The sequence below is a fragment of the Streptomyces sp. NPDC107528 genome (assembly GCF_055639295.1).
In genome coordinates this window covers 106,716-130,745 of the sequence record NZ_JBVKAV010000003.1, presented here as the reverse complement: position 1 = coordinate 130,745, position 24,030 = coordinate 106,716, and the positions used below count along the sequence as shown (strand labels likewise).

Below are 24,030 nucleotides of genomic sequence, written 5' to 3'. Positions count from 1 at the left end.
GGGCGACGCAGAAGGGCAGGAGCGGCCGTGACGGAACCGCTGGAGAAGCGCCTCGAGAAGGCGATGGCCGAACTCCAGGCGGCCCAGGAAGCGGTCGCGCGCACCGAACGCGAACTGCGGCAGGCGTCGTTCGCGGTGCTCTCCTCCGACCGTGCGGTCCGCGCCACCGTGGGCCCGCAGGGTGAGCTGGCCGGGATCGAGTTCCTGGAGAACAAGTACCGCGACATGTCCCCCCAGGAGCTGGCCGCCAGCGTCCTGGAGGCGGCGAACGCGGCCCGCCTGAAGATGAACCGCCACGTGATGAAGGCGATGGCGCCCTTCGCCGAGCCCAGCAGCAATGTGCCCGAACTGAAGGGCTTCGAGCTGGACTGGGAGCGGATCTTCGGTCCCGAGGTCCTGCGCGAGGACGACGAGGACACGGCGCGCGACGGCCAGGCGGCCACCCCCGCCTGGCGGGACGCGCTCGACGAGGACGGGGAGGACTGACCATGGGGCAGCGGTACTACGTCGACCCGCACCGCATCGAGGCGCTGGCGAGGCAGCTGGAGGAGATCGGCACCCTCGCCACGAGCATCACCGAGGAGTTCCTCGACGAGCTGGCGCCCACGGTCAGTTGGCCCGGCACGGAAGGCGAGTTCGCGGAGAAGGCCAAGCCGCAGGAGCAGAAGGAACGGCAAACCACCAAGGAAACGATGATGTCCATCCGCGACGCGCTGGTCGGCATCACCGACGCCACGGTCAGCCAGGTCCGGATGATGAAGGACACCCGCGACCGCAACCTCGAGGACATCGAGCGGGGCGACAACCGCATCAGGACCAACGGGTTGAACGGCGATGGCGACGGCGGCCCGGGCGGGCATGGCCGCCGCTGACCACCTCCGCCCCGCCGGCCGCTCCCGCACCATGCCGGGAGCGGCCGCACCGTCCTGCCCGCACGGTGTCCAGGACGGCCCCGGATGAGCATCCAGGCATCGCCCGAGGTCAACGCGATGATCTTCATCCTCACCGGGGAGAAGCTCATCGACGCCGACGAGGACCTCGCCTACGAGAGCCGACGGCCCTACTCAGGGCTGGGCCGCAAGCTGGACCGGATGTCGTCACTGATCGACAAGTCGATCCACGACATCGCCGAGGTCATGCCGGACGACCTGGCCAAGTCGTACGCCAAGGCGATGGGCATGCTCATCGACGACGGCGGCAAGAACTACCTGCGCGACTTCGCCGAGCAGCTCGACAAGATCGCCGAGGGCCGGCGCAAGACCTCCATGGACATCATGGAGTCCAAGTGGCAGGTCATCGCCGAGGTCATCCGGCTGCTCATCGAGATCGCCATCTACCTGGCGATGTCCTTCTTCACCGGAGGTGCTTCGGCCAGCCAGATCATGATGGCCAAGCTGCGCAGCCGGTTCCTGATCCTCACCACGCTCACCCACCTGCTCCAGCGGCTGCACATAGCGCCCTCACTGACCGAGGCGTTCGCCGAGGCGTTCACCACCTTCGCGGTCCGGCTGGCGATGATGAACTTCGCCCCGGACGGCCGCCGCCCCGACGGCTTCGACTGGAACGACATCCTCAAGTCCGCCGCGTTCGGTGCCGCCGCGGGCTTCTTCACCAGCATCTTCGACAACTTCGCGAAGAACATCGTCAAGAGCTACGACAACAACTTCCTCAAGAACGGGCCGGACCTCGACTTCAAGCCGACCCCCAACCCCAACCTGAGGAACACGCCCGACCTCGACTTCAAGAACAACAGCCCCAACCCCAAACCGAACCCCGACCCCGGCCCGGGACCGAACAACGGCCCCGACCCCACCCCGAACTCCAACGGGAACGGCCCCAACGTCACCAACAACACGCCGGTGACGTTCCGCAACGACCCGCTCTCCTTCCGGAACAACCCCGACCTGTGGCGCAACAACCAGCTCCTGCGCAACAACGCCGACCGGCCGGGCGCGCTGGCCGGGCACTACGGGCTCAAGGGGACGGCCGACTTCCTCGCCGCCGGCGCGGGCGAGTCCGTCGCGGAGATCCTGATCAAGGGCGCCTTCGAGGGGGACTGGTCCACCAGCTGGTCCACCTTCGTCGGCGCGGGTGTCAGCAGCCAGGTCGAGGCCACCCTCACCGACACCGCCCAGAACAGCGGCGCCGAACTGCGCCACGTCATCGACAAGATGCGCAACCAGCCGCCCACCGTCTCCGGCGACAGCGCAGACACCGGCGACTCCGACACGCGGGAGTCCTCCGGCTCGACCCGCTCCGAGAACGGTGACGGCCCCGACCGCACCGGCGGTCCCTCGACCGTGAACCCCCCGGGCGGCGTCGGCTCCTCGTCCACTTCACCCCAGCCCGTCGCCCAACAGAACGCCGGGCAGGGCTACTTCACCGGCAGCGACGTGCCTCCGCCCTACACCGCGGAAGACCTGCCGCCGTACACGACCCTGGACCCGCCCCCGTACTCCCCGGGCACGCTGCCGGTGACCGCCGCCGAGAACGCGCTGTGGCAGCAGGTCCACAACGGGCCGGCCGAGGTCCGCGAGCAGGCGCTGCGCGACATCGCCGCCCTGCGCGGCGCCGAGCCGCCCGGCAGCACGGAGATCGGCGTCCGTGACAGCGTGCACAGCAACCTGTCGCAGCTGCCCGAGGTCCGGGTGGTGCCCGCCGGGAACGGCCCCGCCGCGCAGGTCGACGCCGACCAGGTCCGCCGCGCCCTCGACGGCTTCGGCACGCCGGTCACGGTGGACGGCCCGCTCACGTCGTCCGTCGAAGTGGGCGGGCAGGACGACCGTACGGCTGCGGCGCCGGGTCAGGGGACCGGCGGTCCCGTCGCCTCCAACGCCTCGACCAACGCAAACGCGCCCGGCACGGCCACCGGCGGCCGGCCGGGTGGCGCCCTCACCGGCGGAGGTACCCCGGCCCCCGCCGCGACCCGAACCCCGGACGGCGCGGCCCAGGCAGACACCTCACAGACGACGACAGACGACTCCCGTCAGACCTCGCAGCCGTCGGAGAGCACGTCCCCTGCGGAGGACAGAGCCTCTGCGGAGGACAGGTCCTCGACGGGGGGTCCGTCCTCCCAGGAGTCCACGTCTTCCACGGACTCCGATTCCGCCACGGACTCCGATTCCTCCACGGACTCCGATTCCTCCACGGACTCCAATTCCTCCACGGACTCCAATTCCGCCACGGACTCCGATTCCGCCACGAACTCCAATTCCTCCACGGAGAACACCTCTGCTCCGGACACCCCCTTCTCGCCGGAGCCCACTCCCTCGCGGGACACCATCAACGCATCTGACATCGCCGCCACTGCGGACTCCACCGGCAGCGTCTCCACCCAGGCCGCGGACCTCACCGCCGCTCCGCCGAAGGTGGGCACCACCGGCTCGTACGCCGACACGGGCGACGCGCTCGACATCAGCGGCGCAACTACGGCACCGCCGCTGACGATCGTGGTCTCCTCCGAGGTGCCGCCGTCGGGGGAGGGGTCGCCGGAGGCTGCCGCTCTGCTGGACGGGGCCGGGACGGACCGGGCAGTGGTGCTCGGGCCGGCGGTCACGCCCGACGGGGCGGGGCGTCCGGTTCGCGCCGCCGTCGAGCTGACCCGCGAAGGGCCGGGCGCCCCGGTCCGGGTCCGCACGCTCAGCGGCCCTCCGCCCACCATGCCGGATCACGGCACCCCGGAGGCCACGGACGCCACCACGGTCACCACCGAGACCGCCTTTCCCGGCGCGGACGTACTGCTGCCCCTCGCCGACGCCCTCGGACCCGCATCCCGCCCCGCCACCCTGAGCACGGCGACGACCGACAGCAACCCGGCGAGCACCACCACGGCGCCGCCCACGAAGGTGCTCACGGAGACCACAACGCCCCTGCCCGGCAACGGAGTCGAATCGGATTCCAAGGTCGTCACCAACACCATCGCCACCGTCGCCACCGAACTCCCCGCGGCCAAACTCACCACCCTGTCCCGTCCCTGGCCCGAGCCGGCCACCGACCTGCACCTGGAGTCGGGTCATGGCAACGGAACCGGCGGACAAGTCACCGGCCCGGGCGGCGGCGAGCGCGGTCCGGGCGGCGACGGCACTCCGCCGCCCCCACCCCCGCCCACCACGCCACCCACGACGCCGGACCACGCCCCGGCGACACCCCCCGTAGCACCTCCGCCGCCCGGACGGCTCGTCGTACGACCGGTGGACGACAGCGGCAACAGCGGCAACAGCGACGACGTGAACGGGCCCACGCGCCCCACGGGCGAGCCGTTCGTCACCACCCTGGACGGACACACGGTGCCCGTCGAGCAGCTGCGGCGCTGGGTGCCGGACGCGTCCGTGAAGCCCCAACCCGGACGTGCCGTACGAACGTTGACGATCTCGCAGAGCCCCGCCGAGGACGGAACGTCGCACGGGACGGCACGCCAGACCCTGCTCGGCCAGGACACCTTCCGCGGTGTGCGCACCACCTCCGGTCCGCCGGCCCCGGGGGACAACTCCGTCCAGCCTCCGCCCCGTACCGTGTTCACCGGCCCGCCGACCGCCCTCCCCGGCTCGGGGACCGAGCAGGGCGCCGACTACTTCGCCGGGCACGGCACCCCCCGTACCGTCACCCTAGGCACCGACGACGCGGCGCGACCCACGGTGAAGGTCAGCGGTGTGCAGCTGGACGAGGTGCTCAAGTCCTGGGCGCAGGACGGCGATCAGGACCGACCGCTGGTGCTTTTCTCCTGCGAGACGGGGCGACAGCCTGAGGTGGCGGGCCTGCCGGTGGCGCAGCACGTCGCCAACCGCACCGGGCGGCCGGTGTACGCGCCGACCACCGAGGTGGGCACGGCCCGGGACCGGGACGGCGAGGTGCGCCCGGTACTCACCGAGGGACCGGACGGGCCGGGCCGGTGGCGGCTGTTCACCCCGGAGCCGGGCGGCGCCGACCTGGACGGGCTGGCGCGCGACGCCGGCCTGCACACGGGCCCGGAACCGGCCGACGCCTTCGCCCGGGCCCGTACCCTCCAGCAGATCCGCACCTTGCGCGACGCCCTCGGAACGGACGCCGAACAGCAGCCGGAAAACCGGGAGTTGCTCGCCGGTCTCGCCTACGTGGACGGCCTGCGCTGGCTGAGCCCGGACACCGCGGCCCGCTACGGCGACGGCCGCATGACCCCGGATCTGCTGCGCCGTATGGTCACCGACCGGGTCGGTGCCAGGGGCGGTACCGACGTCGATCCGGCGGCCGGCCCCACCGTCGAGCAGTACACCGAATTCCTGCGCGCCGCTGCCGAGTTGCGGTCCACCGCCGGACCCGACACCACCCTCGACGCGCTGCTGCCCCCGCCGCCGCCCGCGCTCCCGCCGACCACCCTGGTCTCGCCGGAGGACGTGCGCGGTCTCGCTCATGCGCCGTCCGCGCAGATCACCTGGTCGCTCTCCGACACCCCGCTGCCGCTCTCCGAGCTGGCCCTCAGCGCCGAGGACACAGCGGAACTCGCCCGCCGCAGACCCGACCTGGCGCCCACGCCGAGCCGCCCGGAGAGCCTCGCCGAAGACCTGGCCCTGTACAGCAAGGGCGCCATCACGACCGGCCCGGCGGACACCGTGCATGCGGACGGCGCGCAGTTCCGGCGGCTGGACACGCCGGGCGGCGGGGACTGCCTCTTCCGTGCCCTGCTCGACAGCGCGCGCAGCCAGGACGTGCCGCCCGCGTGGGCGGCGCGCAATGTCGCCGGGCTGCGCGGCACGCTGCGCGAGCGGATCACCGGGTCCGAACTGGCCACCGCGGCGGCCGAGGCGATGCCGGACCCGGTGCTCGCCGTGGTGGACGACCTGCGGATGACCGCCGTCGCCGGGGTGCGGGACCCGGAAGCGCGGCGCCGGATCACCGAGCGCTGGAACCGGATCGCGCAGTCGGTCGTCACCCACGGCGACGCCCGCCAGTGGCGGAGCATCCTGCGCGACAGCGGATACCCGCACCTCGCCCACGTGGCTCCCACTCCCGCCGACGCGCGACGACTGGGCACCGAAGGGCTCTTCGCCGAGGCCGCCGAACTCAGGGAGCTGTGGTCCTCTCCCTTCGCGGACCTGCTCCCGCAGGCGCTGGCGCACACCCTCGACCTCGACCTGCGGCTCGTCCAGCGCGACCCGCAGGCGCCGGGGAACACCCTCGTCACGACCCTCCACCCGGGCGGACGGGGCGGCACCCTGCACCTTGCCTACAACGGCAGCGACCACTACGACGCCCTGGTCCCGGCCAACGCCCCGCTCACCCCCGTACCGGACCCGGCCACCGAGGAGCCGGACGGATCCGACCCCTTCAGCGAGTGGCTGCGCAGCATGGGCGGGATCACCGACCTCGACCGCCCCGACCCCGAGACCCCTGACCGGGGCGACCCGGTGCCGCTGGAGACCCAGCTCGAACGGCACCGCCCGGCCCGGCTGCTGACCGGCCCGGACGCCCGGCCGCCGGGCCCGGCCCCGCGCACCGTCACCTTCGAGGACGGCAGCCGGCTGCCCACCGTACTGATCAGCCCGGAGGCCGATCCGCACGGCAGCAGCCCGCAACCCTCCACGGACGCGACGACCCCGCAGAGCGTCCCGACCGGGCTCTTCACCGGCCCGGGTGTCCTCACCCTGCGCTCGCCCGAGCAGGTTGCCCAGGAGATCCTCGGGCAACTGCCGAAGAAACTGCGCGACCAGTTCGACGAGGCGGAACTGCTGCGCCTGCTCACCGAGCAGCCCGGCGCCTTCACCGCCCCGCGCGGCGCACGCTTCGTGGGCCGGGAGAAGTCCGGCGTCGGCCACGAGATGACCGTCGAGGCCATCCCGTACCACCGCTGGGAACGCTTCTCCGACGTGAACGGCGGCACCGTACGGCTGGACACCATGCGCCGCGGCCAGGCCGGTACCGGCGGCGGGCGCAGCGTCGGCTACGGGCGCCGGATCGCCGCCGCGCTGAGCATGGGCCCGCCGCTCAACTGGCTGCTGAAGATCGGCGTCTCGCTGGGCTGGACCCGCAGGACCGACTACACACAGGGCACCCAGGCGTACCACCAGACCGAGCACCGCGCCCACGAGGGCTCACACCTGCACCTGGACGACGTCCACTACCGGGTGCGTGTGGACAGGGTCACCGAGGCGTCACCGAAGACCCCCGGCCCGGGCAACTCACCGCCCACGAGCCCCGGTTGGCGGCGCAGTCCGGTGCACTCCGCGGAGTTCGCCATGCGGGACGGTCTCAGCTGGCGGCTGCCGGACGACTTCACCGTGCCTTTCGCCGGGCCCCGGCGGGCGCCGGAGACGCTCACCTTCCCGGACGGGGTCGAGCCGCGGATCACCGACACCACCGGACTGCACCTGACGGACCCGCCGGAGGACCTGGCGCTCGCCATCTCCGGTGCGCGGCCCGGCAGTTCGGCGCACCGCACGCTGGTCTCGTACGTCCGTCCCGGGCGACTGCTCGCGCTGTTCGGGCGGTTCTCCGGCCCGGTCAGCGGACCCGAGCTGACCCGGGGGAGCGGCCAGCACCCGCTGGGGCACCTGATCGTCGAGCGGTCGATCCCGCACCGGGCCACCCTGGTCACCGAGTCGGTCAAGGCGGAGCTGCGCGACCTCACCCAGACCACGTACCAGAACGAACGCGGGCACGCCCGCGACACCCGCTTCGGTGTCCAGGTCACCGCCGGCCCCAACTACACCCTCGTCGGCCCGGAGACCGACGTACGTCTCCAGGGCGGCCCGCTGGTCCGCGCGGACCTCAGCACCGGGCGCGGCCACTACCTGGGCACCGACGCCGCCCGCAAGACCACCGGCCGCGTCCGCAACCACCCGGTCGCGCTCTACCGGGTGGAGCGCACCCTGATGGTGCGCAAGGCCGGCGAACCCTCGTCCGCGGCCCGCCCGGTCCGGGTGGTCAGCCTGGACTGGATCTCCACGCAGGACGCCCGCCGGCTCGCGGGCTGGGACAGCCGTACGCCCGGGCAGACCGGCCCGAACCCCGACGCCGAGCCGCCGGTGCCGTGGTACCTCACCCGCGAGGACCCGGTCCACCTCAGCGGTCAGGTCCGCGCCGAGGGCTTCCGCCCCGACCGCCCGCAGAACGCCGTACCGAACCAAGGGCAGAACCAGCCCCCGAGCCGGCAGCCGGACCGGCAACCCAGCCAGCAGCAGGACCAGCAGCCGGGCCAGCAGCCGGGCCAGCAGCCGGGCCAACAACCCAGCCGCCAGCAGAACCCGAACGGGCAGCCCGCCCCCCAGGACCCCATGCGGGCCTTCGCGGACACGGTTCTCGACACCCTGCACCGCTCATACCCGTCACTGTTCGTCCCGCCGCTGATGCTGCGGCGCCCGCGGCTGGCCAAGTTCTGGTACGGCGACGGGCGGATGCGGACCGCGCTGCACAACGACCGCCAGGTGCGCGAGGCGCTCAACCGGCCCACCCTCGCGCAGAGCCTGGACGACCTGACCACCACCGGGGTGCCGGTCACCCTCACCGAGGACGGCAAGGTGCGCCGCGGCCACCACACCCTGATCCTGCGGGCCCGGCTCTCCGACCGGCGGTTCGAGACCACCATGAGCGAACGGTCACTGCGCAACGCCGTGATCGGCACCGAGATCTCGGGCCAGGGGCAGCAGGCGTCCACCACTCTCTCCGGCGGTGTGGAACTGGGCATCTCGCCGCGCGACCACGACAAGGCGCCCGAAGCCGGAGTGCCGCGCCAGACCGGCAACGTCTCCGTCGGCGTCCGGTACGCCAAGACCGACCAGAAGGCCACCCGGAACACGGTCGCGGTCACCCATGATCACCTGACGTTCCAGAACGGCGCCGACCTCTACAGCTACCAGGTGGAACTGGGCGCCTCCTTCGAGGGCCACCGCCGCCCACGAGGCTGGGCCCGGCTCGCCTCGGTCGGCCTGCTCGGCGCCGGCGTCTTCGTCAGCAAGGTCGAGGAGCGCCCGCTGTTCAACCGGGGCAGCGAGACCGTGGGCCGCGTGGAGCTGGCCGTGCCCGTGGCGCACGGCTCCGAACGGCACGGCCCCGCCGACCCGCCGCCCGGCGGACCGGTGACGGCACCGGCGCCCACCACCCCCGCACCGCAGCGGCTCTCCGCCATCGAGGCCGACCAGCTCCTCGACGGCACCCGCCCGCTGCCGAGGACGGAATCGGCCGAACGGCAGCTCACCCGGAAGCTGCTGAGCGCCCCGCACGTGGTGCTCAGCGCCGAGGGCGGCCCGCAGCGTCAGCAGCTCATGCAGGACACCGCCGACCGCGCCTCCGGCACCTCCTGGCACGTCAGCGCACCCGGCGCCCCGGTGCGCACCGCCCTGCGCCGGGCCATGGCCAACCTCAACGTGGCCGGCCAACTCGGCCAGTATCTGGGCCCGTTCGGCTCCCGCATCACCGGACTCAACGGTGCCGGACCGTTCCAGACCCACTACCTGAAGGCCGCCGTCCGCGGCGAACTGCACAACCCGCGCGTCAAGAGCGACCCGAAACCCGCCAGCCTCGAAGCCACCATCGGTAACGAGCACCGCGTCGCCGGCAGCACAAGCACCACCTCACGCACCACCCTCGGCGTCCAGGGCGCCGACATGCCGCTCCAGCAGGCCCCGGGCCAACCGGCGGTGGTCGGGTCCTACTCGACCGCCCTCCAGTACGCCTGGGGCAAGGGCCGCAGCGTCTCGCAGACCCTCACCCGGGGACGCAACACCACCCTCACCTTCGCCGGGCGCATGTACCTGGTGGTCGCCGACGCCGCCGAGACCGTCGCCGTACGGGACCGGTGGACGGCCGCGATGGGCGCGATCGGTACCCGCGCCGGGGGCCGGATCAGCTCCGCCGCCGACCGGCTCTCCGAGCGTCTCGGACGCGGCCTCGCCCCCCGCCGTGCCGCCGCCGCGCTCCAGCGCGTCTGTGACGCCGTGATGTTCCATCTGCCGATGCAGGACGCCATCGAGGCCGGACTCGCCCCTGACGGCCTGGGCACCAGCACCCCGAGCAACCTCGGCGGCGGCTACCGGCTGCCCGGCTTCCTGCGCGGCCGCCGCTTCCCCACCCACCCCAGTGGCCAGCTCGACGCGAGCCACGCGGCGCAGCAGCTGATGGGGCGGCTGGAGAAGATCGGAGTGCCCTCCCACGACCGCGAGCAGGTCCTCCAGCGGCTCTCCCCGGACTTCCTGCGCGCCAACCTGCACGAGCTGACGACCGACGGGATGACCCTGCCGGTCCGCTACCGCGCCTGGTCCAGCCCGCTGCGGCTGCCGGTCGGCGGCAGCCCCGGACAGGTCCGGTTCAAACTGACGCCGGTCACCACCACCGTGGAGCGGCTGCGCACCGGCTTCGAGCTGGAGGACTACCGCACCACCGCCCGCGACGACGCCGACGGCTCCTCCCGGGACCGCGGCGCCGACGTGACGCTCGGCGTCGGCCAGCGCGCCGTCGACAGCGGTGTCCTGCTCGCCAACCCCTCGCTCCAGGGCACCGCCGCCAAGCAGCGGTCGAGCACCCGCACCGAGACCGCCGGCAGCACCTCCATGCCGAACATCGCCACCACCCAGGCGCATGCCGAGATCGTCACCGGCTACACCCTGACGGTCACCATGACGGACGCGACCGGCGAACCGCTCTCCCCTCGCGCCGTCGCCCCGGTCGGCAGCCTCAACGAGATCCTCCCCGCAAGCCTGCTCACCCCGGACGGCGACGGCGCCGACGGCGCACTCACCGAGCAGAACGTGCCGGAACCCGAGCGCGCGGTACGGATGCTGACGGCCGATCAGGCCCGGCCGGACGGCATCGCCGCCTGGCGCGGCGGCGACACCGACGACGCGGACGTACTGCCCTTCGACGACCGGATCGGTTCCGGCATCCTCGCCGTGGACATCCGCGGCGCGGCCAACGTGCAGGACGCCCTGACCCTGGCCACCGCCCGCGCCGACGGCCTCGGCGACAGCGACCTCGGCAAACGGCACACCGGCAGGACGCTCAGCGAACGCGTCCGCATGGCCCGCCTCACCCCGCTCACCGGCCTCGGCACCGCCCCCGCCCAGGCCCAGCAGGAGGCCACCACACAGGTCGGCCTGACCGCCGGCTTCCGCGAGGCGCTCGGCGCGAACGGTTCAGCGCTGCCCACCCAGGCCTCCGCCCGTCTCTTCGGCCAGTCCCACACCGCCGACTCCCGTCTCTACGCGAAGATGCACCGCCGCGGCGCCCGGCTGCTCACCGTGGAGAACAAGCCGCGCATGGAGGCCATGCAGCGCGCGAAGACCTCCGACGCGCTGGAGGCCGGCATCACCGACAACGTCGAGGGCGTGGTCGGCACATCGCCGCTGGCCGGCAACAGCAACGCGGGTGTCACCAACCCGGGCGCCGCGATCCCGATCGGCGGCGCGAACGACGGCACCGCCCTCAAGGGCACGGTCGACACCACCCTCGGCACCCACCTCAAGGTCGTCACCGACCGCAGCATGCTCTTCGCGCTGCCGGTGAGCTGGCTCTCCTTGGCCGAGGTGGACCACCGCATCACCGACAGCCGCCCGCTGCACGCGCTCGGCAAGGCCAAGCGCGGACCCCGGGCCGCCGAGGCGGAGACCACGGCCCTGGTCTGGCTGCGCGAGGACATCGCCCGCGACTACGGCCTCCTGGACGACACCACGTTCCCCGACGAGGCCAGCAGCGCCTGGGACGACCTGGCGGGCGCCGCAGGTGACCTCGCCGCGGCCGAGAAGGGCTACTACGACGCCCGCGCCCGGGCCCGCGAGACATGGCTCGACCTGAGTCCGCAGGAGCAGGCCGCGCTCGGCGACGACCACCCCGACCGGCCGACCGTCCTGCCGCAGGCCATGGCCCAGACCCCGGCCGTCGCCGCCTGGCAGGCCGCCCGCGAGGAGGTCCGCCGCTGGGAACAGCGCACCGCCGCCGCCGCCGCGGACCACCACCGGCTGCACCTCGCCGCCTCCCGTCTCACCGCCCACCACCAGGGTTCGGCCTCGGTCCCGGTGCCGGACCGGCCACAGGAGTACACCGCCCCGGACTGGCGCTCCGAGGCGCCCGAGCCGTACACCGTCACCGACGGCACCGACTCCACCCCGCGCATGCTCACCTCGCCGGACGGCACCACCGTGCGCGAGGTGCACGACATGCCGCACGACGGCGCCTCCTTCTTCCACGCACTGCTCGCCGCCGCCCACGACCGCGGTCGGCTGCCCCACCTTCTCGGCACCGACCTCGCCGAGCGGTTCACCGCCGCCCCCGGCGACCCGGCGGTCACCGAGCGGGCCGTCCGCGCCGCCCGCAACCGCCTCGCCTGGGCCCTGGGCGAGGACAGCAACGCGGACCTGCTCGACGGCCTCGCCCTGGACGCCGCGGACACCTTCACCCAGGGCGAACTCGACTTCGCGGGCGTGCAGTTGAGCCCCGTCCAGCAGGCCGAGTTCGACGCCCTCGGCCGGCTCCCGCAGACCGTCTGGCCGACCCCCGCACAACGCGTCGCGCTGGCCACCGCGGCCATGCTCCGCCCGTTCACGAGCGAGCCGCGTCAAGACGACGGCACCGGGCAACCCGACGGCGAACCGGCCCCGCCCGAGCCCCGCGCCGGCGACCACGGCGGCGCCGACCTGCTGCCCGCCCTCGCCGCCCGGGTCCTTGGCACCCCCCTCACCGTGGTGACCGGCGAGGGCCGCGACCAGCTCTTCCTCCCGCACGGCACCGATCCGGCCGCCGTCGACCCGGCCACCGATCCGGTCCTGTTCGCCGCCGACGGCTTCTTCCACGCCGCGCTTCCGCCCGGCACCCCACCCCCCGTCGCCACCCCGCTCCCGGCCCCGGCCGGCTCCACCACGACCGCCGGGACGACGACCGGACCCACCTCGCAGCAGTCCGCGAAGCCGTCGGCGCACCGCAGCCATGCCACCCCGCCCTGGATGCCGCCCGCCGACAGCAGCGGCCCCCGCTACCGCCTCGACCGCGACGGCATCCTCACCGCTCCCGATGGCGCCACGTACACCCAGGGCACCCCCACCGGCCGCGGCAACGGCTTCTTCGCCGCGCTCTCCACGGCCCTGCACCACGCCGCCGACCAGCCGGGCCTGGACAGCCGCGAGGCAACCCGACTGCGCAGCCGCGCCGGAGCCCCGCCCAACCGGCTGATGCGCCTGAACGGCCTCCCCGGCACCCCGGCCGAGCGCGACTCGCTCTTCACGCCCCCGCCGCTCCGCCGGCTCCCCGGCACGCCCGCGCCGAGCCAGGACGCCCGCGACGGCCACCTGCGCCGCCACCTCGCCGACGCCCCCTGGGGCCCGGCGGCCGACCGCGCGGTGGCCGAGTGGGCCGCCGCCGCGACCGGCGCCTCCGTCACCCTGATCGAGGAGAACGGCACCGCCCACACCTACGCCGGACCGTCCGGCGAAGCGGGCCCCCACCTCAGACTGCGCCGCCGCGGCGGCGACTTCGTCCCCCTGACCCTGCGCACCCCGGCACCCGAGCCGCGGCAGGACGACGAGCAGGACCCGGCCACCATCCCGCTGCCCCCGTCCTTCGCAGGCAACAGCCTCCCGAGCCTCGCCGGCCTCCCCACCGAGGAGGAGGCGCTCGACCTGAGCACCCTGTCCGGAAACAGCCCCACCCCGCACATGGGGGACGCGGGCGACACGGGGCAGCCGGGCGAGGACTCGGACGTCGAGATGGACCTCGAATCCGACGACGATTCCGCGCCCGAGGAAGCTGCCGTACTCACCGGCCCGGAGACCGAGTTCGCGACCCGGTTCGCCGACCTCCTCAACGAGCCCGACCTGCGGGTCGACGTCCTGCTGGACGTGGTGCGACAGCGCAACACAGCCCTCGGCGGCTTCCCGGACGTGGCGTTCGACAGCGCGTTCACCGAACTCACCGGCATCGGCGTACCCGAGGCCCTGGACCAGGCGGAGCAGGACGGCCGACTGGAGACCGAGGACTACGACGACCTGCGCGAGGCCCTCGGCCTCGGTACCGGCAGCCCGTTCACCCAGACACGCCCCACCGGCACCTCGGCGCGGGACCGCGAGGTGACACTGCGGATGCTGGACCGGGTGGCCCGCCTGGTGAAGGAAGCCCTCCGCAAGGCGGACCGGGATGCGGACGCCCAGGTCACCCCGCACATCGCCGTCGCCCTGCTGCCGGACGGCTCCCTCGGCATCGCGGGCAACACCGGCGCGAAGGCGCTGACCAGCGACGAGGCCACCCTGGTGGAGCAGGAACTGCGCTGGTTCGTCACCGGTCAGGAAGCGGCAGGCACACCACGCCTGCGGAAGCTGGAGCAGTGGAACCGGGACGAGGAGCAGCACCGGCAGAGCCGGGCGCGGCTGGACCGGCGAGAGCAGGAACTCGGCCAACGCGCACAGGAGTTGGGGGACCTGGGGGCGCGGCTCGACGAACAGTACGAGTCGGGCGACTGGAACGACGAGCGGCAGCAGCAGTGGGACAACCTCCCGAACGAGGAGGAGGCCCTCCGGCAGGACCGCCGACTCCTGACGGCGGACCAGCAGCAGTGGCGGCGCGACGAGCGCTGGCTGTCCCGCAGGCGACCCGCCATGGCACGGGAGATGCGCGACCGTACGAAGCTACGGGCCCTGGCCACCGGCTGGTACCGGCTCTACCACCCGGGTTCACCCGAACTCGACCTCGTCAAGCGGGCGTTGGCCAATCCGACGGTCCTCAACGTCAGCGGCCGCGACGCGACCCCGGCCTTCGGGTCGTACGGATCCGAACACGGCGAGCTGACCCTGCTCGGGCACTGGGTCGAGCACTGGCAGAACAACCCCGGCGACCCGAACAACCCGCAGACGCTCGACCTCGGCGGGTTCAAGATGGCCTGCGCCTCCTGCGACCTCGCCTACCAGGCGGTCAACGAGCACATCGGGCGCCCCCTCGGCCACCGGGTGCAGGCGTCCGGGACCCACGGCACCTTCTTCCCCGGCTGGCGCATGCCGCAGTGGATGCAGCAGCGGACGGAGCTGTGGAACCACATCCGGGACAACGCGGGGAGCATCGGCGCGACCCTCGACGAGAACGGCGTACTCAACGGCGACAGGACCGGCACCGGGGGCCCGCAGAACCCCGACGCGTCCTCCTCCGAGTACGAGTCCGGCGGCGAGGCAACGGACACGGACGCCGCGATGGACACGGATGCCGCCCCGGACAACGCGGCGCCGATCCCGGAAGCGGTGGGCCCGCGGCTGCCCCGGGACCCGTCCGCCGAACCACCGAGGGCGACCATCCCCACCCCACGGGGCCCGCGCGACACCCGCCCCCGTTTCGTGGTGCGGTCAAGCTTCGACACCCGTCGGTTCTCGTACCAGGGTGAGCGGGTCACCGACCTCACGGTACGGCTGGCGATCCGGGGTCCGGAGGGTCAGACCGGCCACGTCCGCGACCAACTCGACGCCGGTGTGCGTAACTTCCTGAACGCCCCCGAGTACCGCCTGCCGAACGGCGACCGTCTGCATGTGACGGTCGAGCACGTCGCCCCGTCCGACAACCCGCACTTGACGGTGGACCTGGCGGGCCGGGACCGCCCGATGGACCAGAACACGTGGTGGACGGACGCCGACCCGGTGCACATGGTCCACGAACTCACCCACCAACTCGGCCTACGCGATGAGTACCGTGACGCCGATTCCCCGCACCGCCCCCACATCCCGGGCAGCTTGCTGGGCGACCTCAACGCCGACCCCGAGGACTCCTCCCTCGCCGCTTTCGGTCTTCGCGGCCGGCACATGGCTCTCCTCGACGCGCTCATCGGGGATGTGACCCCAGCTGCTGAGCAGCACCCGGAGCAGTCCTGGGATGACGCCCGCACGGCCACCACACCAGTCCCGCACGCGTCCGTGTGGGTCGACCCGGTCTCTCTCCCGCAGCCCGCCGAGGGCACGGACACCACCGAGGTCCCGGCCCACATGCCGCAGGCTGACGTACCCCTCACACCCTTCAAGTCGGGGAACTTCGAGTTCACCAACCTCAAGCACACGAATGAGCGCTACCGCGACAAGGCGATCCGGATCATCGAGCTGCTCCGTAAGCACGACACGATCCGCGACTACATCGGCAATCGCCCCTGCCGTATCACTCTGCACCTGCGCACGACGGAGACTCCGGCTGATGTGACGGACCGCGGCGACGACGGCGTGGACATCAATCTGGCGAGCTATTACTTCGAGAAGTACGACATCGGCTACATCATGGGGATGCTGGCCCACGAGATCGGCCTGCACCCCCTGGCTTCACGACGGACGGACATCCCTGTCGAGGAGGCGATGTTCGAGGATGTCCCGCTCCCGGTGCCGGGTCTGTCGGACTTGAAGACGCCGCGCAGTATGAGCACCAAGGGCGCGGGTCAGGCGGACCACATCATGGCTGCCTTCAGCAGCAGCACCCGTCACGGGATCTACCGGGACATCGTGCTGAGGATGGCCCACGATCTGGCGGAAGAGGCTCAGTCGGGGGAGGAGGGCGCCAAGCCCAAGGACGTTACGGATCTGATCGACTGCTACTTGATGGACCTGGCGACGATCGCCGTCACCAACGACAACCGTAAGAGCGCGGCTTGGGAGCCCCGTAACACAGCGAAGGTCTACAACGCGTACAAGGAGATGTTCGCCGCTCGGTTGGCGGATGACAGTCCGGTACGGCCGCTGCTGCCTGCGGACAAGGGCATGTTCGGCATCACCAACAACTTCCTCGGCCTCGGTACCAGCTTCACCTTCAACAACCAGGGCGACAGCATCCAGACAGTCGGACCCCGGTTGCCTCAGTCCGGCGAAGCTGCGGTGCCGCCGCCCGCCACGCCGCAGCCGCGCGGCCCCCGTGACAGCCGCCCGCGTTTCGTGGTGCGTTCGGGCTTCGATGCCCGGCGGTTGTCGTACCGGAGCGAGCGGGTCACCGACCTCACCGTGCGGATCGCTATGCGCGGCACGGATGGGCAGATCGCGCATGTACGCGACCAACTCGACGCCGGGGTACGTGAGTTCCTCAACGACCGGGCGTACCGCCTGCCCAACGGTGACCGACTGCACGTCACCGTCGAGTACGTCGACCCTGCCGATGCCCCCCACCTGACCGTGGACCTGGCGGGCCGGGACCGGGCCATGGACCAGAACACGTGGTGGACGGACGCCGACCCCGTACACCTGGTCCATGAGCTGACCCACCAGCTCGGCCTACGCGATGAGTACCGTGACAGCGATTCCCCGCACCGCCCCCACATCCCGGGCAGCCTGCTGGGTGACCTCAACGCCCGCCCCGAGGACTCCTCCCTCGCCGCTTCCGGTCTACGCGGCCGGCATCTGGACCTGCTCCACGCGCTCGTCGGGGATGTGACCCCCGCTGCTGAGGAGCACCCGGAGCAGTCCTGGGACGACGCCCGCACGGCCACCACACCGGTCCCGCGCGCGTCCGTCTGGGTCGACCCTGTCTCCCTGCCCCAGCCGGCCGACCGCACCGGCCCCACGGCCCCAGAGGTCCCGCCGCACATGCCGGCGGACCCGAACGCGTCGTCCGCCGCGGTCGAGCCGGCCCTCGTCCCCTTCAAGTCGGGGAACTTCGAGTTCACCAACCTGAAGCTCACGGACGACAGGTACCGCGACAAGGCCGTCCGCATCATCGAGTTGCTGCGCAAGCACGCGACCATCCGGAGCTACATCGACGAGCGCCCGTGCCGCATCACCCTGCTGGTGCGGACCACGGAGACGCCCGCCAATGTGCGGGACCGGGGCGCGGACGGCGTCGACATCGAACTCGCCAGCTACTACTTCGAGAAGTACGACATCGGCTACGTGATGGGCATGCTGGCCCATGAGATCGGACTGCATCCGCTGGCCTCCCAGAACGAGGGCATCCCCGACGAAGAGATGATGTTCCGGGGAGTGCCGCTGGCGGTGCCCGGACTGTCCGATCTGAAGACGCCGCGCACGATGAGCACGGAGGGCGCCGGGCAGGCCGACCACATCATGGCGGCCTTCCCCAGCAGCACGAGGCACCGGATGTACCGCGAGATCGTCATGGAGATGGGCCAGGTACTCGCGCGGGACGCGGCGACCGGGGACGACAACGCGAAGTCCAAGGACGTCACGGACCTGTTCGACTGCTACCTCATGGACCTCGCCTCGATCGCGGTCACCAACGACCACCGGATGAACGCGGCGACCGAGCCCGGCTACACGGCGAGGGTCTACAACGCCTACAAGGAGATGCTCCGAGCCCAGCTGGCCCAGGACGCCGCGCTCCCGGCCCTCCTGCCGTCGGACAAGAGCATGTTCGGCGTGATCAACGATTTCCGGCGCATCGGCACCCACATCGCGATCAACAACCGAGGCGACAGCATCCAGCAGCCCCTCGCGACCTGAGCCCGGCCAAACGCCCGGCCACGCGCCCGGCCAAGAACCTCGCGCCACACATGCTGACCAGCTCATCAAGACTGGCAGACCGCACCGTGACACAGTGGCCGTATGTGCGGACGCTATGCCTCCAGCCGCAGTCCCGAGGACCTCGCCCAGCTGTTCCAGGTGACCGAGTGGCATCCGGAGGAGACACTTGCGCCCAGCTGGAACGTGGCCCCGACCGACGAGGTGTGGGCCGTTCTGGAGCGCACGCCGCGCGGCGCCGACGAGGGCGAGCCGGTACGGCGCCGGCTGCGGCCGCTGCGGTGGGGGCTGGTGCCCTCGTGGGCGAAGGACGTCAAGATCGGCGCGCGGCTGATCAACGCGCGGGTGGAGACGGTGCACGAGAAGCCCGCCTTCCGCCGCGCGTTCGTCAAGCGCCGTTGTCTGCTGCCGGCCGACGGCTTCTACGAGTGGGACCAGGTCGAGGACAAGAAGTCGGGCAAGGTCCGCAAGCAGCCCTACTTCATCCACCCGGAGGACGGGCAGGTCCTGGCCCTCGCCGGGCTCTACGAGTTCTGGCGTGACCCGGAGATCAAGGACTCCGACGATCCCGCCGCCTGGCTGCTGACGTGCACGATCATCACCACCGAGGCCACCGACGCCGCCGGCCGGATCCATCCGCGCATGCCCCTCGCCCTCACCCCCGAGTACTACGACGCCTGGCTCGACCCGCACCACGAGGACACCGACGACCTCCGCGCCCTGCTCGCCCCGCCGGCGGACGGCCACCTGGATGCCCGCCCCGTCTCCCCGGCCGTCAACAGCGTCCGCAACAACGGCCCTCAACTCCTGGACGAGGTCCCCGCTCCCTGACCCCGAAGGTGAGTTCTGGGTAAGGGTTGCCCCGCCGGACGGCCGCTAGACGATTTTGACATCCGTTTTCATCTAGCGTGAGCCCGAAGCCGGGACGGGTGGAGCTCGGCACATCATTCGCCGTGCCCTCGGAGGGTTCCATGCCTGCGTCCTCGTACCGTCGTCTTCCGCTTGTGCCACTGACAACCGGCGCATGTCTGATCCTCCTCGCCGGCTGCGGCAACACGCCGGACTCCGCAAGCGGCTCCGACGCCGCGCAGCACCCCGCTGCCGCGTCCGCCGTCCCGGTGGTGGCCTCGACGAATGTCTACGGCGATATCGCGGAGCGAATAGGCGGCGGAAAGGTGCAGGTCACCTCGATCATCAGCGACCCCGACCAGGACCCGCACTCCTACGAGGCCAACACGCAGAACCAGCTGGCGCTGTCCAAGGCGAAGGTCGTGATCGAGAACGGCGGCGGCTACGACGACTTCGTCGACCGCATGCTGAAGAGCGGCGGTTCGTCCGCCGAGGTGGTCAGCGCCGTCAAGGTCTCCGAGAAGACCGCCCCGGCGGGCGGGGAGCTCAACGAGCACGTCTGGTACGACTTCCCCACGGTCGCCCGGCTCGCCGACCGTATCGCCGCCGCCCTCGCCAAGGCCGACCCGGACGACGCCGTCGCCTTCGGCAGGAATGCCAAGAACTTCGAGGCGAAACTCAAGCTGCTGGAGGAGGAGGAAGCCCGGATCAAGGCCGACCACGGCGGTGAGCGCGTGGCCATCACCGAGCCCGTGCCGCTGTACATGATCCAGGCCGCCGGGCTGGAGAACGCGACGCCCGAGGAGTTCAGCGAGGCCATCGAAGAAGGGGGCGACGTCTCCGCGAGGACCCTGCAGGAGACGCTGGCGCTGTTCACCGGCGAGAAGGTCAGGGCGCTGGTCTGCAACGAGCAGACCTCCGGCCCGCAGACCGAGAAGGCCGAGCAGGCCGCCAGGGACGCCGGAATCCCCGTCGTCCCGGTGACCGAGACCCTGCCCCACGGCAAGGACTACCTCGGCTGGATGACCGCCAACGTCGACGCGCTCGCGAGCGCGCTGGCCAAGTGAGGCCCCCCACCGCGGCCGGCGGCGCCGCGCTGATCAGTCTGCGCGGAGCGGCTCTGTCCTACGGCGAGCGTGTGCTGTGGCAGGACCTCCAACTCGACGTACGACCGGGCGAGTTCCTGGCGGTACTCGGGCCCAACGGGGCGGGCAAGACCAGCTTCGTCCGGGTTCTACTGGGTCAACGGCCCTTGTCCGACGGTACGTTGACGGTCCTGGGTCGTCCGCCCCGCAAGGGCAGCCCACGCGTCGGCTACGTCCCGCAGCAGGCGACCCTGTCCGCCCACGCGATGCTGCGCGCCCGGGACCTGGTCCGCTTCGGTATCGACGGGCACCGCTTCGGACCCCGGCTGCGCACGGGTGCTGTACGCCGCCGCGTGGACGAGGTCCTCACCGCGGTCGGTGCCGCCGCGTACGCGGATGTCCCCCTCGGTCTGCTCTCCGGCGGCGAACGGCAGCGCGTACGCATCGGACAGGCACTGGTGACCGACCCGCGGATCCTGCTCTGCGACGAGCCGCTGCTCTCCCTCGACCTGCACCACCAACGGGCCGTCACGGAGCTGGTGGACGCCCGCCGCCGCTCCCACGGCACGGCCGTGGTGTTCGTGACCCACGAGATCAACCCCGTGCTGGGGCTGGTGGACCGCGTTCTCTACCTCGCCCGCGGCGGCCACCGCATCGGCACCCCCGACGAGGTGCTGACCTCCGAGGCGCTGTCGCAGCTGTACGGCACCCCGGTCGACGTCATCCGCGTCCGGGACCGCGTCACGGTCGTCGCCGGACCCGACGAGGCCGCGCCGTCGCCGCACCACCCCGAACTGCCGCACGGAGTACGGTCATGACCATCGCCGACGGGATCTGGCAGCAGGTCTTCAACTTCGACCACTACGGCGAACTGCTCGCCCTGGTCCGCAACTCCCTCGTCGCCGGCGCCGCACTCGGTCTGGTCGGCGGTCTGGTGGGGGTGTTCGTGATCATGCGGGATCTGCCGTTCGCGGTGCACGGGATCAGCGAGCTGTCCTTCGCCGGCGCCTCGGCCGCGCTGCTGCTGGGCACGAACATCGTGGCCGGGTCGATCGTCGGCTCGCTCGTCGCCGCCGGGGCGATCGGACTGCTCGGCTCCCGCGCCCGGGACCGCAACTCCGTGATCGGCGTCATCATGCCGTTCGGCCTCGGGCTCGGCGTGCTCTTCCTCGCCCTCTACAAGGGCCGGGCGGCGAACAAGTTCGGCCTCCTCACCGGGCAGATCGTCGCCGTCGACACCCCGCAGATGTCCTGGCTGCTCGGCACGTCGGCCGTGGTGCTCGTCGCCCTGGCGGCGATGTGGCGCCCGCTCGCCTTCGCCAGTGCCGACCCGGACGTGGCCGCGGCGCGGGGCGTGCCCGTACGGGCGCTGTCGTTCGCCTTCATGCTCGTGCTGGGCCTCGCGGTCGCCCTGTCCGTGCAGATCGTCGGCGCGCTGCTGGTCCTCACGCTCGTCGTCACCCCGGCGGCCGCCGCTGCCCGGCTCACGGCCTCACCGGTGCTGCTGCCCCTCCTGAGCGTGGTGTTCGCGGTGGCCTCCATCGAGGGCGGGATCCTGACGGCGCTGGGCAGCAGCATCCCGATCAGCCCGTACGTCACCACGATCTCGTTCGCGATCTACCTCGGGTGCAGGCTGCTGGGCCGCCGCCGGAAGTCCAGGCGACATGAAGACATGAAGGGGTGTTCATCTATTCCTGTATCGTGAGCGCATGACTTCGACGCTCACCCCGCCGTCGGCCGAGCGGGCCGTGTCCGCGCGCGCCGGGGCCGTGCCGCGGCGGCGCACCCGGCTCCTCGCGCTGCCGGAGGTCCGCTGGGCCGTCGCGGCCACCGCGCTGTTCCTGCTCGCGCTGCCCCTGCAACTCGCCGGAGCGCCCGCCTGGACGTGGGGCCCGCTCTACGCGCTGTCGTACGCGACCGGCGGCTGGGAGCCGGGCTGGGAAGGGCTCAAGGCGCTCAAGGACAGGACCCTCGACGTCGATCTGCTGATGGTCGTCGCCGCGCTCGGTGCCGCCTCGATCGGGCAGGTGATGGACGGCGCCCTGCTGATCGTCATCTTCGCGACCTCGGGCGCACTGGAGGCACTCGCCACCGCCCGTACCGCCGACTCCGTGCGCGGACTGCTCGACATGGCCCCTGCCACGGCCACTCGGATTGCCCCCGACGGCACCGAACAGACCCTTCATGTCGAGGAGTTGACGGTCGGCGACACCGTCCTCGTACGGCCCGGCGAGCGCGTCGGAGCCGACGGCCGGGTGCTGGACGGCGTCAGCGAGGTGGACCAGGCGAGCATCACCGGAGAACCGCTCCCCGCGCCGAAGCAGCCGGGCGACGAGGTGTTCGCGGGCACCCTCAACGGCACCGGGGCGCTGCGCGTCAGGGTCGAACGCGACGCCTCCGACTCCGTGATCGCCCGGATCGTGCGGATGGTGGAAGAGGCGTCCGGGACGAAGGCACCCACCCAGCTGTTCATCGAAAAGGTCGAACAGCGTTACTCACTGGGCATGGTCGCCGCGACCCTCGCCGTGTTCGGCGTCCCGCTCGCCTTCGGCGAGGAGTTCTCCGAGGCGCTGCTGCGCGCCATGACCTTCATGATCGTCGCCTCGCCCTGCGCGGTGGTCCTGGCCACCATGCCGCCCCTGCTGTCGGCCATCGCCAACGCCGGCCGGCACGGTGTGCTGGTGAAGTCGGCGGTGGTGATGGAGCGCCTCGGCCAGGTCGACGCCGTCGCCCTGGACAAGACCGGCACGCTGACCGAGGGCACCCCGCGCGTTGTCGACGTACGGCCCCTGGCCGGCTCGGCGCTGGACGAGGACGAGTTGCTGACGATCGCCGCGGCGGCCGAGCATTCCAGCGAACACCCGCTGGCCCGGGCCGTGGTGGACGCCGCACGCGAACGGCGCCTCCACCTGCCCGACGTACGGGACTTCATGTCCGCGCCCGGGGTGGGGGTGAAGGCCGTCGCGGGCGGTCGTACCGTCGAAGTGGGTGCCCCGGCCCGCCTGCTCGACAACGCCTACGCCGCGACCGACGCCGATGACGCGAGCCCGGTCGCCGCGCTCACCGAAGAACTCCAGCGGTCCGGCCGTACCGCCGTCCTCGTGGTCGTCGACGGCACCCCCGCCGGGGTGCTCGGCATCGCGGACCGGCTGCGCCCCGACGCCGCCGCCACCGTCGTCTCCCTCACCGCGCTCACCGGCGCCGCCCCGACCCTGCTCACCGGCGACAATCCCCGGGCCGCTGCCCACCTGGCCGCCGAGGCCGGCATCGAGGACGTGCGCGCGGGGCTGCTGCCGCAGGACAAGCTGGCCGCGGTCAAGGAGTTGGAGGGGGCAGGCCGCAAGGTGATGGTCGTCGGGGACGGTGTCAACGACGCACCCGCCCTGGCCGCCGCCCACATCGGCGTCGCCATGGGCCGCGCGGGCTCCGACCTCGCCCTGGAGACCGCCGACGCGGTGATCGTCCGCGACGAACTCGCCGCCGTCCCCACCACCGTCGCCCTCTCGCGCCGGGCCCGGAAACTGGTCGTGCAGAACCTCGTCATCGCCGGGGTTTTCATCGCCGGCCTCGTGACCTGGGACCTGGTCGGCACGCTCCCGCTGCCGCTCGGCGTCGCGGGCCACGAGGGCTCCACGGTCCTCGTCGGCCTGAACGGACTGCGGCTGCTGCGGGACGCGGCTTGGGATCGGGCGGCGGCAGACGGGACCGGCTGACGGAACAGG

At 72.2% G+C, this 24,030-nt stretch carries 8 protein-coding genes; all 8 read left to right on the top strand.

Features of this window, described 5'->3' with window-relative positions:
- The first annotated feature begins 27 nt into the window (after positions 1 to 27).
- Positions 28 to 486, top strand: coding sequence for a YbaB/EbfC family nucleoid-associated protein (locus tag ACZ7L5_RS10430; RefSeq protein ID WP_471516067.1), 459 nt, complete (start codon positions 28 to 30; stop codon positions 484 to 486).
- A 2-nt stretch (positions 487 to 488) separates the two neighbouring features.
- Positions 489 to 872 carry a hypothetical protein gene (locus tag ACZ7L5_RS10425; RefSeq protein ID WP_471516065.1) on the top strand — a complete coding sequence of 128 codons (384 nt, stop codon included), beginning with the start codon at positions 489 to 491 and terminating at the stop codon, positions 870 to 872.
- An 84-nt stretch (positions 873 to 956) separates the two neighbouring features.
- On the top strand, positions 957 to 18,356 hold the full coding sequence (locus ACZ7L5_RS10420; RefSeq protein WP_471516063.1) for a WXG100-like domain-containing protein: 17,400 nt from the start codon (positions 957 to 959) through the stop codon (positions 18,354 to 18,356).
- Positions 18,357 to 18,458: 102 nt separating this feature from the next.
- On the top strand, positions 18,459 to 19,205 hold the full coding sequence (locus tag ACZ7L5_RS10415) for an SOS response-associated peptidase (RefSeq protein WP_471516061.1): 747 nt from the start codon (positions 18,459 to 18,461) through the stop codon (positions 19,203 to 19,205).
- 140 nt (positions 19,206 to 19,345) lie between these two features.
- Positions 19,346 to 20,290 carry a metal ABC transporter solute-binding protein, Zn/Mn family gene (locus ACZ7L5_RS10410; RefSeq protein ID WP_471516059.1) on the top strand — a complete coding sequence of 315 codons (945 nt, stop codon included), beginning with the start codon at positions 19,346 to 19,348 and terminating at the stop codon, positions 20,288 to 20,290.
- Entirely contained in the window at positions 20,287 to 21,126 is an 840-nt protein-coding gene (locus ACZ7L5_RS10405; protein WP_471516057.1) for a metal ABC transporter ATP-binding protein, read from the top strand. The genes ACZ7L5_RS10410 and ACZ7L5_RS10405 overlap by 4 nt, the downstream gene beginning before the upstream one ends.
- A complete protein-coding gene (locus ACZ7L5_RS10400) occupies positions 21,123 to 22,013 on the top strand; it encodes a metal ABC transporter permease (RefSeq protein ID WP_471516055.1) in 891 nt (296 codons plus the stop codon). The genes ACZ7L5_RS10405 and ACZ7L5_RS10400 overlap by 4 nt, the downstream gene beginning before the upstream one ends.
- Positions 22,014 to 22,017: 4 nt before the next feature.
- Complete coding sequence (locus ACZ7L5_RS10395; protein WP_471516053.1) at positions 22,018 to 24,021, top strand: heavy metal translocating P-type ATPase; 2,004 nt, start codon at positions 22,018 to 22,020, stop codon at positions 24,019 to 24,021.
- The last annotated feature ends 9 nt before the right edge of the window (positions 24,022 to 24,030 follow it).

Bases quoted from the DNA above. Each gene is read 5' to 3' on its own strand.
- ACZ7L5_RS10425 (WP_471516065.1), top strand. From the start codon at position 489: ATGGGGCAGCGGTACTACGTCGACCCGCACCGCATCGAGGCGCTGGCG.
- ACZ7L5_RS10420 (WP_471516063.1), top strand. From the start codon at position 957: ATGAGCATCCAGGCATCGCCCGAGGTCAACGCGATGATCTTCATCCTC.
- ACZ7L5_RS10415 (WP_471516061.1), top strand. From the start codon at position 18,459: ATGTGCGGACGCTATGCCTCCAGCCGCAGTCCCGAGGACCTCGCCCAG.
- ACZ7L5_RS10410 (WP_471516059.1), top strand. From the start codon at position 19,346: ATGCCTGCGTCCTCGTACCGTCGTCTTCCGCTTGTGCCACTGACAACC.
- ACZ7L5_RS10400 (WP_471516055.1), top strand. From the start codon at position 21,123: ATGACCATCGCCGACGGGATCTGGCAGCAGGTCTTCAACTTCGACCAC.
- ACZ7L5_RS10395 (WP_471516053.1), top strand. From the start codon at position 22,018: ATGACTTCGACGCTCACCCCGCCGTCGGCCGAGCGGGCCGTGTCCGCG.